Below are 13,933 nucleotides of genomic sequence, written 5' to 3'. Positions count from 1 at the left end.
GCCGCCCCTCACGGCAATTGTCCAGCATTTCGAGATATATCCGTGCTATTTCAGCTTCATCCTGAAGCCCAAATGCCGCTTCTCGAAACCCAGCCGCTCGTAGAAGCGGTGCGCGTCCAGCCGGGCCATGTTGGACGTCAGTTGCGCGGCGTTGAGGCCCTGACGGCGGGCTTCTTCCAGACAATGATTGATCATCACCGCGCCGATACCGCGACCGCGCATGTCGGCGCGCGTCTGCACCGCCTCGATCACCATGGACTTTGCCCCTCGCCCGACGAGCTTGGTCAGGATCGCCGTCTGGAAGGTGCCGACGACCTCGCCATCCAGTTCCGCCACATAGAGCGTTTCGCTCGGCGATGCTTCAATGGCGCGGAAGGCTGCAAGATAATCCGGCTGCGCCGATTCTTCCGCCGTATCGCCATGGCCGCCAATCTCGTCGGCGGCAAAAATGGCGGCAAGGGCGGGAAGGTCATCTTCGCGCGCCGTGCGGATAATGAGATTCTGCAATGTCGCATTCATCGGGTCAGGCTCTTTTCCATAACGATGCCGGGCAGCCCCTCGATGCCCGCCATGCGCTCGATTCGGTCCACCTCGACAAACCCGACGCCTTCATAAAAGGCGATTGCGACAGTATTTTTAGGCTCGACTTCAAGCCGCATGATTTCCGCATCCGGAAAACAGGTTTCCAGTTCCGCGAACAGATCACGGCCGACGCCCTGGCGCTGAAGGTCGGGCGCGACGTAAAGCTGGTGCAGCAGGGCCGTCTTCGCCATCTTGGTGGACATGGAGCCATAGGCCATGCCGCCAATCCGCCTGCCGTCATCAGCCACCAGAAATTCGCCGCCCTTTTTCTCGATACGGTCTTTCATGGCTTGCGGCGAATGCCATGCGAGGATCAGCTGGTTCACCTTGTCGACGCCATAGATCGCATCATAGGTCGCGTGCCATGTGGTGGCGAGCAAGGTGCGGACCGGCTCGATGTCCCGCAGACTTGCCGTGCGGATGAAAAACATGTTTGGGCTCCGTCTTGAAACAGAAATGCCGGGCGTTGATCCCGGCAGAAGTGATGTCAGCCCCTTGTACCCGACGTCATCCTCGGGCCTGTCCCGAGGATCTGAGCACGTTGGACCTTGTGGGTCGTTAGATCCTCGGGACAAGCCCGAGGATGACGGATGAGAGCTTTCTACCTCGATACCTATGAGCACGAGGCAGCGTCCGCTTACTCTTCCTCGATACCGAGCTTGGCCTTCACCAGCGCCTGCACCGCCTGCGGGTTGGCCTTGCCGCCCGTCGCTTTCATGACCTGGCCGACGAACCAGCCGGCGAGCGTCGGCTTTGCCTTCACCTTCTCGACCTGATCCGGGTTGGCGGCGATGATCTCGTCCACGGCCTTTTCGATGGCGCCGGTATCCGTCACCTGCTTCATGCCGCGCGCCTCGACGATTTCGGCCGGGTTGCCGCCCTCGTTCCAGACGATCTCGAACAGGTCCTTGGCGATCTTGCCCGAAATGGTCTCAGACTTGATGAGATCGATGATGCCACCGAGCTGTTCCGGCGAAACCGGCGTCGTCTCGATATCCTTGCCTGATTTGTTCAGCGCACCGAGAAGATCGTTGATGACCCAGTTGGCGGCGGCCTTCGCATCGCGGCCGGCGGCGACGGCCTCGTAATAATCGGCGATCGCCTTTTCCGAAACGAGGATCGAGGCATCATAAACCGACAGGCCGAGATCGGCCACGAAACGTGCCTTCTTGTCGTCGGGCAGTTCCGGCAGATCGACCTTCAGCGCCTCGACGAAAGCATCGTCGAATTCGAGCGGCAGAAGGTCCGGATCGGGGAAATAACGATAGTCATGCGCGTCTTCCTTGGAGCGCATGGAACGCGTCTCGCCCTTGCCGGGATCGAACAGGCGGGTTTCCTGATCGATGACGCCGCCATCTTCCAGAATGGCGACCTGGCGACGCGCCTCATATTCGATGGCCTGACCAACGAAACGGATGGAGTTGACGTTCTTGATTTCACAGCGCGTGCCGAAACCTTCGCCCGGACGGCGCACGGAAACGTTGACGTCGGCGCGCATCGAGCCTTCATCCATGTTGCCGTCGCAGGTGCCGAGATAACGCACGATCGAGCGCAGCTTCGTCAGATAGGCTTTCGCTTCGTCCGATGAGCGCATGTCCGGCTTGGAAACGATTTCCATCAGCGCCACGCCCGAACGGTTCAGGTCCACGAAGGACATGGTCGGGTGCTGGTCATGCATCGACTTGCCGGCGTCCTGTTCCAGATGCAGGCGCTCGATACCGATCTCGATATCCTCGAAATTGCCCTGACGGTCGGGACCGAGCGAAATGGTGATGGTGCCCTCACCGACGATCGGGTCCTTGAACTGCGAAATCTGGTAGCCCTGCGGCAGGTCCGGATAGAAGTAGTTCTTACGGTCGAAGATCGAACGGTTGTTGATCTTCGCCTTCAGGCCGAGACCGGTACGCACCGCCTGCTTGACGCATTCCTCGTTGATGACGGGCAACATGCCGGGCATGGCGGCATCCACCAGCGATACGTTGGAGTTCGGCGCATTGCCGAAGGTGGTCGAAGCGCCGGAAAACAGCTTGGAATTGGAAAGAACCTGCGCATGCACCTCCATGCCGATCACGATTTCCCAATCGCCGGTGGCGCCGGGAATGAAGCGTTTCGGGTCGGGGGTGCGCACGTCTACAAGGGTCATCTGAAGCTCACGATATACGGGTTCTTTGGCCTTGGTGGGTAGAACAAATGGAGCGCGGGCGCAAGACATCTTGCACCCTGTCACGCCAGGCCCGGGATTTTAGCCAATACCGGATACGCGTTTTTTACGCTTCCCGGTTTCAATTCACGCCATGGTGACGATCGCTCTCTGCTTCATGGCTTATATCGCCTTCAATCTTTTCGTCTTTCTTGTCTATTGGTGGGACAAGGAAGCGGCGAAGAAGGGCGGATGGCGTGTCAGGGAAAGCACGCTATTATCGCTTGCGCTCATTGGCGGCAGCTTGGGCGCGATCTCGGCGCAACGCCTGCTGCGGCATAAAACACGCAAGGAGCCATTCCGCAGCATCCTGATATTGATCATCATATTGCAGGTGGGCCTTGTCGGATCGCTTGCCATAATACCCGACTGGCCGATGCGGCTTGCAGGCGTCCTGAAAATCCTGCTTCAGAACGCCGGTCCGTAAAGACCGCTCTCGACCTCGGCCAATTGCTTCTGCAGGCCTACCGACTGCACTTCGCGATCGAGCTTTGGCGCATAGGAGACGGAGAGCCAGCGGACGCTGTAGCCATGGTGGCGAAAAAAGGCGACGGCCGGTTCGTTCTGGGCGTGGGTTTCAAGCCGGATGGTCTCGAACCCCCTGTCCTCTATCAGCCTTTCCACATCACCCAGCAGACGACTGCCGACCCGCCGGCGCTGAAAATCCGGATCGATCCAGAAATCGGAAATCGTCTCGTCGAAATGCTCCCGCGCCGCCCAGCCCGCAACCGAGCCACCGAATTCCGCCACCCTGATCGCCAGCCATGACGAGCGGGTAAAATTGGAAAAAGCACTGGCCGCATTGTCGTAAAGGGTCGGGGTGATGCCGAGAGCCGCGGTTGCCTGTCGCCATGCCCTGAGGCCGATGGCCGCCAGAACCTCCGCTTCCTGCTCATGCGCATTGCGAATGACGATCAAGCCGCGCCCTCCATGGCCGTCGAAATTAAACCATTGCCAGCGCGATTCGACCAGCATGGTTTTCTCGCGCCTGGCGGGGGTTGACCGCGCCGGGTTCGCCCGCTACCCAAAAGGAGCAAGAACGGAGTTTTTATGTTCGCTCAATCGGAGTCCCGGTAAAGGCCCTGCCCGCAAGTTTATTGCGCGCCGGGCCATGCTGAAACCGAGCCGGTTGCCTTAACGGCACCCGGATTTGTTTTCACGCGTCTATATGACGCCGACCGGACTTCCAAAAATGGACATTTCCCGCGCCGAACAGCGCATTCTTCACCTGCTCGCCCAGGGCGGCAGAATTGAACTCGTTCGAGATGACGCCCACAAAATCGAAAAACTCGCGCTTTATACGCGTGACGGCTGGATTTTCAGCGGCCTCAATCTCCTCACCTTCCGCAAGCTGAAACGGAAGAGAGCGATCGCCTCCTCGGGCGGCAAACCTTACCGCATTACCACGCGCGGGCTGGAACTCGTGAGGGGTGAGTTGGACAACAGATAAATCGACCGGGCGGCGGCAATGCTGTCGCCCGGCATTTCGCCGAGAATCAGCCGCGGCCGTAAAAGCGGGTTATGGCGAGAGCCTGCGCTCGAGCTTCACCTTTTCAAGCTGGACTTTCATGATGTCGGACCATTCCATGCCGCGCCAGACGATCTCAAATCCGCAACGCTCGTAAAGACCGAGGGCTGCGCGGTTTCTGGCGTGGGTGTCGATGGTGGCAAGCGGCAGGCCTTGCGCGCGCATCCTGTCGAGAAAATGAAGGATCAGGGCTTTGCCGATCCCCTTACCCTGCCAGGTCGGGTCCACCCAGAGATCGGAAATGTGATGCGGCGCTGCATCGCATGCGCCCCAGCCGGCAACCACGCCTCCCATTTCAGCGACGACAACATCACCAGTTGGAGACTTGGCGAAGCTCTCGAATTCGCCCCTCACCCGCTCGATGACATCAGGGTCGAGATAGCTCTCGTCGAAGGCCTCGCCGGAACGCCAGGCGGCAAAACCGACAAAGCCGACCACATGGCGATCGGCTTCGTGCATCTGTCTAAGTTTGAGGCCGCTTACCACCACTTGGCGGGGGTGAACTTGCCGGCTGCCTGCTCGATGGCGTGCGCCGTCTTGAACAGCGTTTCTTCTTCGAAAGGCTTGCCGATGAGCTGCAGCCCGAGCGGCAGGCCCTTGCCGTCAAGGCCGGCCGGAACCGAAAGGCCGGGAAGACCGGCCATATTGACCGTGATGGTGAAAACGTCCTGCAGATACATCTTCACCGGATCGGAGGCGAGCTCCTCGTCACCGACTGCGAAGGCGGAAGACGGGGTGATCGGCGCCAGAATGGCGTCGACGCCTTCATGGAAGACGTTTTCGAAGTCACGCTTGATCAGCGTGCGAACCTTCTGCGCCTTCAGGTAATAGGCGTCGTAATAACCGGCCGACAGCACATAGGTGCCGACCATGATGCGGCGCTGTACTTCCTTGCCGAAACCGGCGGCGCGGCTCTTTTCGTACATGTCGGCAATGTCCTTGCCGTCGACGCGCAGGCCGTAGCGAACGCCGTCATAACGGGCGAGGTTCGACGAAGCTTCCGCCGGCGCGACGATGTAATAGGCGGGAAGCGCGTATTTGGTGTGCGGCAGCGAGATGTCGACAACCTCGGCGCCGGCATCGCGTAGCCACTCGACACCCTTGGCCCAGAGCTTTTCGATCTCGTCCGGCATGCCATCGACGCGGTATTCCCTGGGGATACCGATCTTCAGGCCCTTCAGCGACTGACCGATGGCCTTTTCGTAGTCCGGCACCGGCAGGTCGACCGAGGTCGTGTCCTTGGCGTCGACGCTCGCCATGGTCTTGAGCAGGATCGCTGCGTCGCGCACGTCACGGGCGATCGGGCCGGCCTGATCCAGCGAAGAAGCATAAGCGACGATGCCGAAGCGTGAGCAGCGGCCATAGGTGGGCTTGATGCCGACGGTGCCGGTGAAAGCTGCCGGCTGGCGAATGGAGCCGCCGGTGTCGGTTGCGGTGGCGCCTGCACACAGATGCGCGGCAACGGCTGCGGCCGAGCCACCGGACGAGCCGCCCGGAACGAGCTTCTGCTCGGAACCGTTGGCGCGCCACGGGTTGATGGCCGGGCCGTACCAGGAGCTTTCATTGGACGAGCCCATGGCGAATTCGTCCATGTTGAGCTTGCCGAGCATGACGGCGCCCTGATCCCAGAGGTTCTGGGTGACGGTGGATTCGTATTTCGGTTTGAAGCCGTCGAGAACATGCGAACACGCCTGCGTGTGCACGTCACGGGTGGCGAAAAGGTCCTTCACACCAAGCGGAACGCCTTCCAGCTCGCCAGCCGAACCGGACGCGATACGGCCATCGGAGGCTTTCGCCATGTCCCGCGCCTTTTCAGGCGTCGTGACGACATAGGCGTTTAGCGCGCCGTTCGCCGCATCAATGGCGGAGAGATAGGCGTCGGTCAGCTCGAGGGCGGAAAACTCTTTGGTCTTCAGCTTTTCGCGGGCTTCGGCAATGGTCAGGCTCGTCAGGTCGGTCATGGTCGGCAACGGCTTTCGAAATCTTGGAAAAATCGGGCGGCAAACGGCGGTCGGATTATTCGACCACTTTCGGAACCATGAAGAAGTCCCGGTCGGTCGCAGGCGCATTGGCGACGATGTCTTCCGCCTTGTTGCCGTCGGTCACCACATCGGCACGCTTTTTCATGTCCACAGGGGTGACTGATGTCATCGGCTCGACGCCGTCGACATTCACTTCCGAAAGCTGCTCCACGAAACCGAGTATGCCGTTCAGCTGGCCAAGCATATTCTGTGCTTCTTCTTCGCTGACTGCGATACGGGCAAGGCGCGCAACGCGCTTCACGGTGGCGAGATCGACGGACATGGTTCTACTCCGGTCAGAATTTTCCTACCCGCTATAATCACCATGTCCGCCATTCGCAACGGTAGAAAGCATGTCGCGTAAAAGTGTGAGGTGCTTTTGCGGTCACGACATGCCTGAGCAAAACGTCAGAAGGACAGCGTATCGCCCGCCTTAGGCGTGTGGACACGGGCTTCCGACCCCTCCATGCCGGTCACGAACTTCTCCGGCGTCTGGTCGATGATCGGGAAGGAGCCGTAGTGGCAGGGAATGACATTCTCGAACTTGAAGAAGCGCTGGCAGGCGAGCGCCGCGACGGCTCCCCCCATGGTGAAGCGGTCACCGATCGGCACGAGGCCGATATCCGGCTGGTGCAGTTCATTGATGAGCTTCATGTCGGAAAAGATGTCGGTATCGCCCATGTGATAAACCGCCGGGCCGTCTTCGAAATGCAGCATCAGGCCATTGGCATTGCCGAGCGAATGGGAGACGCCATCCTCGGTGATCTGGGCGGAGGAATGCAGCGCATTGGTGAAGGTGACGGAAAAACCGTCAAAATGCACCGTGCCGCCGGTATTTCCCATATCGACCTTCGCGACACCCTTGGCGGAAAGCCACGCGGCGAGATCGGCATTGGCCAGCACGGTCGCGCCCGTCTCGCGCGCAAGCTGAACGGTGTCGCCGACATGGTCGCCATGGCCGTGGGTCAGGAGAATATGGGTGATGCCTTCGGCCGCCGACTTCCCATCCTGTCCGGCAAAACCGGGATTGCCGGTGAAGAACGGATCGATGAGGATCTTCGCACTCCCGTTTTCAAGACGGAAGGCGGAATGGCCGAGCCAGGTGATTTTCATGGGAAGTTCTCCTTTGTATTGCCGGTATATTATGACATAGAGCATTTCCAGTAAAAGCGCGTAGCGGTTTTGCGTCCGGAAAATGCGTGAAATCAAAGATCTAGAGCGCGTCCGACCGGACGTGCTCGATACGACTTGAGAAACCGCACTACCTGTATTTAAGAGAGGCGACAATGGCCGCTGACAATGACGATTATGTGTACGACGAGGCCACCGGCGAATGGCGGCCGGCTTCCGAACTGGCCGCAGAAGCGGCCCGCGCGAAGGAAGTGCGCGATGCCGCCGGCAATGTGCTTGAAGATGGCGATTCCGTCACCTTGATCAAGGATTTGAAGGTCAAGGGCACCAGCACGGTCATCAAGCAGGGCACCGTCATCAAGTCGATCCGCCTGACAGACAATCCGGAAGAGATCGATTGCAGGCATGATGCGGTGAAGGGTCTGGTGCTGCGCACCGAATTTGTCCGCAAACGGTAAGGACAGCGCGACATGGCAATACTCACCATCGAGGAACTGGCGCAGACACTTCAGCCCGCGCAGGCGATTGCCGGCCTCGACCTCGGCACAAAGACCATCGGGCTTGCCATGTCGGACCTGTCGCGGCGTTTCGCAACGCCGCGCCCCGTCATCAAACGGGTGAAATTTACGCTGGATGCGGAAGTGCTGCTGGCCTTCGCCGAAAAGGAAAAAGTTTCCGCCTTCATCATCGGCCTGCCCATGAACATGGATGGTTCGGCCGGTCCCCGCGTGCAGGCAACACGCGCCTTCGTGCGCACCATGGGCGAAAAAACCGCCCTGCCCTTCATCTTCTGGGATGAGCGGCTTTCAACCGTCGCAGCCGAGCGCGCGTTGCTGGAAATGGACGTCTCACGCGCCAAGCGGGCCGAACGCATCGATTCGGCCGCCGCGAGCTTCATTCTTCAGGGCGCGCTGGACAGGCTTTCCGCACTCACCCGCGCTGCCGACTGACGGCCCTGCCACCAGGCGGCAATCTGCTTTCTCTTGCGGAAGGCGAGAATCGCAAAGACGATCAGGCTGTCGACGGCGATGGCGCGCGCCACCAGCGGCGGCAGACTTTCCGGCGGCAGGCCGAGAATGTTGCCGTAAATCGCAAATACCAGATCATGGGTCTGGCGGGTCAGCATGTAGAAGCCGAAGCTCATGTCGTAATAGGAAAGCCAGTACCAGCTGCCCAGCAATGCGACGGGACCGGCCCAGAGTATCAGAAACCACTTCATGCCACCTGCCCCCGCGCCAACATCGCATCGGGAACGCCGGCAAGCACCGCCCAGCGCGCCACGGCCATCAGGCAGAGGTTCAGCGCCGGCACGTCGATATCCAACGGCAGCATCACAAAAAACGTCATCATGACGCCTAAAGCTGTCCAGCGGCTCACTTGCGGCTCCCTTATGCGCAGTCATTGCGCATGGTTAACATTTCGTTAATCCACACTGGACCGGCAGCCCTGGCGAGGCAAATGAAAGCTGTCATTATGGTTAATGACGGGCGGCCGGCGTGTGGAAAAGCATGCGATCCCGTGAACGAGCTGATGCGCCGGGCGGTTGCCGACCGGGTGAAAATATGGCTGATTTTTCTTTAACGCGCTGGTCCTGAACGTAGCCGCCCTACACCCGCTGAAGCCGGTTTAGCCGTAAACGCCACGCACCAGTCTTTTGACGGCAGTGGTGATCTTGTCCCAGTCCCGGTCCGATTTGAGCGGTACGCCGGCAAACTGGCCGCTGGTGGCAGCGGAGATGACGAGGTGCTGGATGGCGGCGAACAACACGGCATTGACCGCCGCTGTATCCACCCCCTTCGGCGCCGCCAGCGAACCGCGCATGCGCTCCAGCCACTTGCCCAGCGACTTGGCGCGGGCTTCGGCCAGTTGTCGCACCTGCGGGGAGCCATCCGACACTTCCCAGGCGATGATCTTGCAGACGAGAGGATCGCTGCGCAGCGCATCCATGAAATAGAGCGCCAGCTTTTCCATGAGATCGCCATAGGTCAAAAGAAACATACCGCCGGTATCTTCCGGAATGCGATCCTTCACCCAGGAGCCGAGATCTTCGCCGATTGCCTCGATCAAGCCATCGAGGCCGCCGAAATAACGGTAGATCAGCTGCTTGTCGCAGCCGGCGCGGCGGGCGACGGCGTTGATGCCGAAACCCTGAAATCCCTCTTCCGCAAGAAGCGACCGTGCCGCATTAAAAATCGCCTTCTCGGTCTGAGCGCGATCCTTGATGCGCTTTTCCGGTCTGTCGGCTGAAATCGCCTCTGCGGTCGCCAGCATGATTCCCTACCCGTTTTCTGAAAGGCCTCACTCAACGGGTTAACAAAGCATGAAGGGAAGAACAACATGGCGGAGCGGATGGACGGAAGGTTCCTGTGGATGAAAAGTGCGCCATCCCGTTTCCTGCACGCGCCGGAAAGGCATCCACGCATTTTCAGGCGTTGACATCGCCATAGTCAGCTGGGAGATGCCGTTCCATCTCCATGGAATCATGAAGAACGCGGCCGATACCAACAAAACCGGGCTCCAACACGCGATAAAGCAGCAGATGCCTCGGATATTTAACTATGCCGGTTTCACTTCTCGCCCTCTCCCGGCTGTAACGGAGATGATAGCTGCGCACATCGTCTGCCACATCCGGGCGGAGATTTGTTCCGGAACGAAAAGGATCCCGCGCAACATCACGTAGCGCAGTGACAAGCAATTTTTCGTAGCGTTTTCTTGCTGCAGCGCCAAACGTCGCGTGGGTCCATCCAAGAATTTCGATAATGTCCGATTGCGCGGCTTCGGACAGACGATACATCGTCATCTCTTGTCAGAATTGGCAAGGCGCGCTTCAGCGTCGCGCCCGAGAGTGGAAATGAAGTCGTCGAGGGCATCGTCCGCCACATCCGTAAAACGGCCTTGATCAAGGTCGGCGAAGCCCTGTTGCGCCGCCGCCCTTAAGGCTTCCAACCTGGTCACCTCAAGACGCTCGCGCCTTTCGATCAGTCGCAAGCCTTCGCGTAGCACTTCGCTAGCGTTTTGATAGCGGCCGGATTTGACGAGCTCTTCTATGATCTCTTCGTGATGCTGTGTCAGGACGACGTTACGCGTTGGCATCGGAGCCTCCACCGGACTTCATGAGGGCCTAGCAATACCACCAATTGGCATAATCTGCCAATATTACTCCAGCGCCATACCAAACCACACGCTACCCGGCGTTTCGTGGCTTTCGAGGCGTTTGAAGCCGCGGGTTTCCCAGAAGCGCATGCCCGCATGGTTGCGTTCGCTGGCGCCGAGGTGGATGCCGTAGACGTTGTTCTGTCTTGCCATATCGAGCCAGCGCGACAGAAGCCGGGTGCCGCCGCCCTTGCCCTGCGTACGCGGCAAGAGGTTCATGTGGATATGGGCCGGAAACGGATCGGTGAGCCAGGTGGGCGTGCGGCGCGGATGGTGGATGAACTGGGCCCGGCGCTGATCGGCGTCCCATGTCTGCTGGTCGCCGCCGGGATCGGGGTAAAGGGTGCGCAGATGCGGCCACCATTCCCGCTCCAGCCGCTCTTCGTGCACCGCCGTATCGAGCGCGCCGACGATATAACCGCACACACCCTCCTCATCCTCCGCCACAAAAACGGCATCGGGCCAGAGATGCAGATAGGGCACCGAATAGATATGCCCGACCATGCGGCCATCATTGTAGAGCGGGGTGGCGTCCTGCCCAGCGTCACCGGTGGCGAGACTTATGGCGTAGAGCGCGTCTTCATCCTCAGCGCGGGCGGAACGGAAGGTCAGCATTGGCAGCCGCCTTCCCTTGCCGCGCATCGACGCGCGAAGACATCATGACAGAAAAGAACACGCCTTACGCCATTGCTATTTTTCAAATCCGAGACCCCTCCCGCCGGGACTGTAAAACCTCGATCCGTATGCATCGATCAAGATGCAGGCGGATAAAGAAGATCGATTATATAATTCGGATCGAAGCGGGAATCGAGCATGCCGTAAGTATGCCGCCAGCCGCCAGCCAAACGGGTTTCGAGGAAGGCATCGGCGATCTTGCCGGCGCCAAGGCGGCAAAGCTCGGCGGCAGCGGCCGCGAGTGCAAACTGCTCCACAAGCAGGCGGGCCGCACCCTCGTCACGTTCGGCAAGGGCGATCGCGGCGCGCAGCACGTCGGTGGTCTTCTTGCCGGCCGCTCCGAGATCGCGCTCCAGTGTCTGGAAGACGAGATCGAACAGGTCCTTGCCGCGCTGGAGAACCCGCAGCACATCCAGCGCCATGACGTTGCCGGAACCTTCCCAGATGGCGTTGACGGGCGCTTCGCGGTAGTGGCGGGCAATCGGCCGCTCTTCCACGTAACCATTGCCGCCAAGGCACTCCATGGCCTCGTAGATGAGGGCCGGCGCAATCTTGCAGCACCAGTATTTCACGATGGGCGTCATCACCCGCGCATAGGCGGCTTCGGCCGGATTGTTACGGGCGGCATCAAAAGCCGTCGCCAGCCGGAAGGAGAGCGCTGTGGCCGCCGCCACATCCAGCGCCATGTCGGCGAGAACGCGCGTCATGATCGGCTGCGTGACCAGCATCTTGCCAAAAACCGAACGGCCGCGGGCGTAATGCACCGCTTCGGCAAGCGACGCGCGCATCATGCCCGATGATGCCAGCGCGCAGTCCAGCCGCGTTAGCGTCACCATGTCGAGGATCGTGCGGATGCCGCTGCCGGGATCACCCAGCAGATAACCGAAGGCATCGGTGAATTCGACTTCGGCTGACGCATTGGAGCGGTTGCCGAGCTTGTCCTTCAGGCGCTGGAAGTGCAGGCCGTTCTTCGAACCGTCCTCCAGATAACGCGGCACGAGGAAGCAGCCCATGCCGTCGCCCATCTGGGCGAGCATGACGAAACCATCGCTCATCGGCGCGGAGAGGAACCATTTGTGGCCGGACAGGCGATAGATGCCCTCACCCACCCGCTCGGCCGTGGTGCGGTTGGCGCGCACATCCGTGCCGCCCTGCTTTTCCGTCATGCCCATGCCGATGGTGACGGCGGTTTTCTGCAGGCCCGGTTTCTGCGAGGAATCATACTTGCGCGAGAGGATCTTCGGCGCCCATTCCTTCTGCACGCGAGGCGAGGCCATGATGGCGGCAACGGAAGCGCTGGTCATGGTGAGCGGGCAGAGATGGCCGGCCTCGAGCTGCGAGGTCAGATAGAATTTCGTGGCGCGCGCCTTGTGTTCATTGCCGCGCGTATCGGGAGAGTTCTCCCAGACGCTGGAATGCAGGCCCGATGACATGGAACGGCGCATCAGCGCGTGCCAGGCAGGATGGAACTCCACCTGATCCAGACGTTCGCCGCGCGGGCCGTGGGTGTGCAGCTGCGGCACGCCCTGGTTGGCCATACGCGCCAGTTCCTGCGCCTCATGTGACGTGACGTAACGGCCGAGCTGGTCGTATTCGTCCCGCAGATTGCGCGACAGGCCGGACGTGAGATCGACGATCAGCGGATCGGAACGATAGGCGTTGATACCGGACCAGAGGCTGGGCTGGTTCAGTTCGGCGAGCGTTTCTTCTGTCCGGGAATTCTGGGTCATCCGCTGCTTCTAGCTGTTTTGTACTGGCGTTGCATAGTGGGGTGATATTGCATAATTCCACCCGCAGGAAGCGATTGAGACGATTAAACCGCCGCTTTCAGCATTTTTCGGGAGTGCCCCTGATCTAGGTATCCGGTCTAGAGAATGCCAAACACGTTTCCGGCAAGACCGAGCGACAGCACCAGAAGGAAACCCTGCGAGAAGTGATCGCCGCCCGAAACTGCCCAATGCCGAAGTGCCGCGCCTTGATGTAAAGCAAGCGGCGAACCATTCCCAAGCAGGATCAAATGTCGGGTTCCGCTAGGTCAATTCGCTCCGCCCGCGGCAGGCATCCGATCCCGTTTGAAGCACCATCGTCAGGGATTCTGCATGGGCCGCCGCCTGATGTGGAACCTGCGGCAGGCCTTTTCGGTTGCCGACTTGCTGAACGGCTGCACAGGGAGGAAACCATGGAGGCCAGCGTAAGGAAGCTTTTCGAGCGGTATGAGCGATTTTTCAACAAGTCTCTCAAAGGCGACATGGATATGGAGGAGGTCGCCTCCCTCTATGCCTCCGACTTCATCGCCGCATCCCCTGCCGGGGTGATGACCGGAAAGAACGACGACCACTTAAAGCAGGTCATGAAGAAGAGTTATGACCGCTATCGAGCGATCGGAACGAAGGAGATGCGGATACGCAATATCCGTATCTCGCCGATCGATGAACATCATTGCGTCGCCCATGTTGCGTGGACAGCGAACTTTGGCCGCAAGCAACAACCGGATATCGCAATCAACTTCGATGTTCACTATTTCGTCCAGAGGCTGGAAGGTGCGCCGAGAGTTTTCGGCTGGGCGTCAGGCGACGAGCAGGCGCTTTTGAAGGAGCATGGCGTCATCTGATGCATGCTCGGACCATCGTCAGGCCACTTGTC

General features: G+C 59.9%; 20 protein-coding genes. 5 read left to right on the top strand and 15 right to left on the bottom strand.

Going from position 1 to position 13,933, the window contains the following annotated elements; genetic code table 11:
- Window positions 1–45 precede the first annotated feature (45 nt).
- The 3 genes from CFB10_RS00525 to gatB all read right to left on the bottom strand — a co-directional run bounded on the left by CFB10_RS00525 (window position 46) and on the right by gatB (window position 2,725).
- On the bottom strand, window positions 46–519 hold the full coding sequence (locus tag CFB10_RS00525; protein ID WP_020012373.1) for a GNAT family N-acetyltransferase: 474 nt from the start codon (window positions 517–519) through the stop codon (window positions 46–48).
- Window positions 516–1,013 (bottom strand): GNAT family N-acetyltransferase, encoded by a 498-nt coding sequence (locus CFB10_RS00520; protein WP_020012372.1) that lies wholly within the window; start codon window positions 1,011–1,013, stop codon window positions 516–518. Before CFB10_RS00520 ends, CFB10_RS00525 begins: the two co-directional genes overlap by 4 nt.
- A 206-nt stretch (window positions 1,014–1,219) precedes the next feature.
- Window positions 1,220–2,725, bottom strand: coding sequence for an Asp-tRNA(Asn)/Glu-tRNA(Gln) amidotransferase subunit GatB (gene gatB, locus CFB10_RS00515; protein ID WP_020012371.1), 1,506 nt, complete (start codon window positions 2,723–2,725; stop codon window positions 1,220–1,222).
- 151 nt (window positions 2,726–2,876) lie between these two features.
- On the opposite strand from gatB, the gene CFB10_RS00510 reads away from it, so the two are divergent.
- The gene (locus CFB10_RS00510; RefSeq protein WP_020012370.1) at window positions 2,877–3,209 is read left to right on the top strand and encodes a DUF1294 domain-containing protein; all 333 of its coding nucleotides are present in this window, start codon (window positions 2,877–2,879) and stop codon (window positions 3,207–3,209) included.
- Here the strand turns inward: CFB10_RS00510 and CFB10_RS00505 are convergent.
- Entirely contained in the window at window positions 3,191–3,700 is a 510-nt protein-coding gene (locus tag CFB10_RS00505) for a GNAT family N-acetyltransferase (RefSeq protein ID WP_020012369.1), read from the bottom strand. The two genes, CFB10_RS00510 and CFB10_RS00505, sit on opposite strands and share 19 nt — an antisense overlap.
- A gap of 274 nt (window positions 3,701–3,974) precedes the next feature.
- On the opposite strand from CFB10_RS00505, the gene CFB10_RS00500 reads away from it, so the two are divergent.
- Window positions 3,975–4,232 (top strand): YjhX family toxin, encoded by a 258-nt coding sequence (locus CFB10_RS00500; RefSeq protein ID WP_026364074.1) that lies wholly within the window; start codon window positions 3,975–3,977, stop codon window positions 4,230–4,232.
- A gap of 69 nt (window positions 4,233–4,301) precedes the next feature.
- On the opposite strand, the gene CFB10_RS00495 is transcribed toward CFB10_RS00500, so the two are convergent.
- The 4 genes from CFB10_RS00495 to CFB10_RS00480 form a co-directional block, all read right to left on the bottom strand.
- The gene (locus CFB10_RS00495; protein ID WP_026364073.1) at window positions 4,302–4,769 is read right to left on the bottom strand and encodes an N-acetyltransferase; all 468 of its coding nucleotides are present in this window, start codon (window positions 4,767–4,769) and stop codon (window positions 4,302–4,304) included.
- 20 nt (window positions 4,770–4,789) lie between these two features.
- Window positions 4,790–6,271, bottom strand: a complete 1,482-nt coding sequence (gene gatA / locus CFB10_RS00490) for an Asp-tRNA(Asn)/Glu-tRNA(Gln) amidotransferase subunit GatA (protein WP_020012366.1) — start codon at window positions 6,269–6,271, stop codon at window positions 4,790–4,792.
- Between the two features lie 55 nt (window positions 6,272–6,326).
- Entirely contained in the window at window positions 6,327–6,614 is a 288-nt protein-coding gene (gene gatC, locus CFB10_RS00485) for an Asp-tRNA(Asn)/Glu-tRNA(Gln) amidotransferase subunit GatC (RefSeq protein ID WP_003521472.1), read from the bottom strand.
- Window positions 6,615–6,739: 125 nt separating this feature from the next.
- Window positions 6,740–7,444 (bottom strand): metal-dependent hydrolase, encoded by a 705-nt coding sequence (locus tag CFB10_RS00480; RefSeq protein ID WP_020012365.1) that lies wholly within the window; start codon window positions 7,442–7,444, stop codon window positions 6,740–6,742.
- A 173-nt stretch (window positions 7,445–7,617) separates the two neighbouring features.
- On the opposite strand from CFB10_RS00480, the gene CFB10_RS00475 reads away from it, so the two are divergent.
- Both CFB10_RS00475 and ruvX read left to right on the top strand, forming a co-directional pair.
- Window positions 7,618–7,920 (top strand): alkylphosphonate utilization protein, encoded by a 303-nt coding sequence (locus CFB10_RS00475; protein ID WP_020012364.1) that lies wholly within the window; start codon window positions 7,618–7,620, stop codon window positions 7,918–7,920.
- A 12-nt stretch (window positions 7,921–7,932) separates the two neighbouring features.
- A complete protein-coding gene (gene ruvX, locus CFB10_RS00470; RefSeq protein ID WP_020012363.1) occupies window positions 7,933–8,412 on the top strand; it encodes a Holliday junction resolvase RuvX in 480 nt (159 codons plus the stop codon).
- Here ruvX and CFB10_RS00465 read toward each other — a convergent pair.
- From CFB10_RS00465 to CFB10_RS00440, 7 genes are all read right to left on the bottom strand, one after another.
- Window positions 8,364–8,681, bottom strand: coding sequence for a DUF6105 family protein (locus CFB10_RS00465; RefSeq protein WP_020012362.1), 318 nt, complete (start codon window positions 8,679–8,681; stop codon window positions 8,364–8,366). The two genes, ruvX and CFB10_RS00465, sit on opposite strands and share 49 nt — an antisense overlap.
- Window positions 8,678–8,812 (bottom strand): hypothetical protein, encoded by a 135-nt coding sequence (locus CFB10_RS24255; RefSeq protein ID WP_020012361.1) that lies wholly within the window; start codon window positions 8,810–8,812, stop codon window positions 8,678–8,680. Before CFB10_RS24255 ends, CFB10_RS00465 begins: the two co-directional genes overlap by 4 nt.
- A gap of 276 nt (window positions 8,813–9,088) precedes the next feature.
- Window positions 9,089–9,733 carry a TetR/AcrR family transcriptional regulator gene (locus CFB10_RS00460; RefSeq protein ID WP_020012359.1) on the bottom strand — a complete coding sequence of 215 codons (645 nt, stop codon included), beginning with the start codon at window positions 9,731–9,733 and terminating at the stop codon, window positions 9,089–9,091.
- 154 nt (window positions 9,734–9,887) lie between these two features.
- Entirely contained in the window at window positions 9,888–10,262 is a 375-nt protein-coding gene (locus tag CFB10_RS00455; protein ID WP_026364072.1) for a type II toxin-antitoxin system RelE/ParE family toxin, read from the bottom strand.
- Window positions 10,259–10,555 carry a type II toxin-antitoxin system ParD family antitoxin gene (locus CFB10_RS00450; protein WP_020012357.1) on the bottom strand — a complete coding sequence of 99 codons (297 nt, stop codon included), beginning with the start codon at window positions 10,553–10,555 and terminating at the stop codon, window positions 10,259–10,261. Before CFB10_RS00450 ends, CFB10_RS00455 begins: the two co-directional genes overlap by 4 nt.
- A gap of 63 nt (window positions 10,556–10,618) precedes the next feature.
- On the bottom strand, window positions 10,619–11,230 hold the full coding sequence (locus tag CFB10_RS00445) for a GNAT family N-acetyltransferase (protein ID WP_003502450.1): 612 nt from the start codon (window positions 11,228–11,230) through the stop codon (window positions 10,619–10,621).
- Window positions 11,231–11,367: 137 nt separating this feature from the next.
- Window positions 11,368–13,020: an acyl-CoA dehydrogenase family protein gene (locus CFB10_RS00440; protein WP_020012355.1), complete on the bottom strand. Its 1,653-nt coding sequence runs from the start codon at window positions 13,018–13,020 to the stop codon at window positions 11,368–11,370.
- Between the two features lie 449 nt (window positions 13,021–13,469).
- Here CFB10_RS00440 and CFB10_RS00435 point away from each other — a divergent pair, with 449 nt between their 5' ends.
- Window positions 13,470–13,901 carry a hypothetical protein gene (locus tag CFB10_RS00435; RefSeq protein WP_020012353.1) on the top strand — a complete coding sequence of 144 codons (432 nt, stop codon included), beginning with the start codon at window positions 13,470–13,472 and terminating at the stop codon, window positions 13,899–13,901.
- The last annotated feature ends 32 nt before the right edge of the window (window positions 13,902–13,933 follow it).

The organism is Agrobacterium sp. 719_389, assembly GCF_900188475.1.
In the GTDB taxonomy this organism is placed as follows: domain Bacteria; phylum Pseudomonadota; class Alphaproteobacteria; order Rhizobiales; family Rhizobiaceae; genus Agrobacterium; species Agrobacterium radiobacter.
The sequence above is the reverse complement of the archived record's forward strand: the minus strand, read 5'-3'. Positions and strand labels throughout refer to the sequence as shown.

What these genes read in the sequence shown, in the direction of transcription:
- CFB10_RS00525 (WP_020012373.1), bottom strand. Translation starts at nt 519, where the DNA reads ATGAATGCGACATTGCAGAATCTCATTATCCGCACGGCGCGCGAAGAT.
- CFB10_RS00520 (WP_020012372.1), bottom strand. Translation starts at nt 1,013, where the DNA reads ATGTTTTTCATCCGCACGGCAAGTCTGCGGGACATCGAGCCGGTCCGC.
- gatB (WP_020012371.1), bottom strand. Translation starts at nt 2,725, where the DNA reads ATGACCCTTGTAGACGTGCGCACCCCCGACCCGAAACGCTTCATTCCC.
- CFB10_RS00510 (WP_020012370.1), top strand. Translation starts at nt 2,877, where the DNA reads ATGGTGACGATCGCTCTCTGCTTCATGGCTTATATCGCCTTCAATCTT.
- CFB10_RS00500 (WP_026364074.1), top strand. Translation starts at nt 3,975, where the DNA reads ATGGACATTTCCCGCGCCGAACAGCGCATTCTTCACCTGCTCGCCCAG.
- CFB10_RS00495 (WP_026364073.1), bottom strand. Translation starts at nt 4,769, where the DNA reads ATGCACGAAGCCGATCGCCATGTGGTCGGCTTTGTCGGTTTTGCCGCC.
- gatA (WP_020012366.1), bottom strand. Translation starts at nt 6,271, where the DNA reads ATGACCGACCTGACGAGCCTGACCATTGCCGAAGCCCGCGAAAAGCTG.
- gatC (WP_003521472.1), bottom strand. Translation starts at nt 6,614, where the DNA reads ATGTCCGTCGATCTCGCCACCGTGAAGCGCGTTGCGCGCCTTGCCCGT.
- CFB10_RS00480 (WP_020012365.1), bottom strand. Translation starts at nt 7,444, where the DNA reads ATGAAAATCACCTGGCTCGGCCATTCCGCCTTCCGTCTTGAAAACGGG.
- CFB10_RS00475 (WP_020012364.1), top strand. Translation starts at nt 7,618, where the DNA reads ATGGCCGCTGACAATGACGATTATGTGTACGACGAGGCCACCGGCGAA.
- ruvX (WP_020012363.1), top strand. Translation starts at nt 7,933, where the DNA reads ATGGCAATACTCACCATCGAGGAACTGGCGCAGACACTTCAGCCCGCG.
- CFB10_RS00465 (WP_020012362.1), bottom strand. Translation starts at nt 8,681, where the DNA reads ATGAAGTGGTTTCTGATACTCTGGGCCGGTCCCGTCGCATTGCTGGGC.
- CFB10_RS24255 (WP_020012361.1), bottom strand. Translation starts at nt 8,812, where the DNA reads ATGATGACGTTTTTTGTGATGCTGCCGTTGGATATCGACGTGCCGGCG.
- CFB10_RS00460 (WP_020012359.1), bottom strand. Translation starts at nt 9,733, where the DNA reads ATGCTGGCGACCGCAGAGGCGATTTCAGCCGACAGACCGGAAAAGCGC.
- CFB10_RS00455 (WP_026364072.1), bottom strand. Translation starts at nt 10,262, where the DNA reads ATGACGATGTATCGTCTGTCCGAAGCCGCGCAATCGGACATTATCGAA.
- CFB10_RS00450 (WP_020012357.1), bottom strand. Translation starts at nt 10,555, where the DNA reads ATGCCAACGCGTAACGTCGTCCTGACACAGCATCACGAAGAGATCATA.
- CFB10_RS00445 (WP_003502450.1), bottom strand. Translation starts at nt 11,230, where the DNA reads ATGCTGACCTTCCGTTCCGCCCGCGCTGAGGATGAAGACGCGCTCTAC.
- CFB10_RS00440 (WP_020012355.1), bottom strand. Translation starts at nt 13,020, where the DNA reads ATGACCCAGAATTCCCGGACAGAAGAAACGCTCGCCGAACTGAACCAG.
- CFB10_RS00435 (WP_020012353.1), top strand. Translation starts at nt 13,470, where the DNA reads ATGGAGGCCAGCGTAAGGAAGCTTTTCGAGCGGTATGAGCGATTTTTC.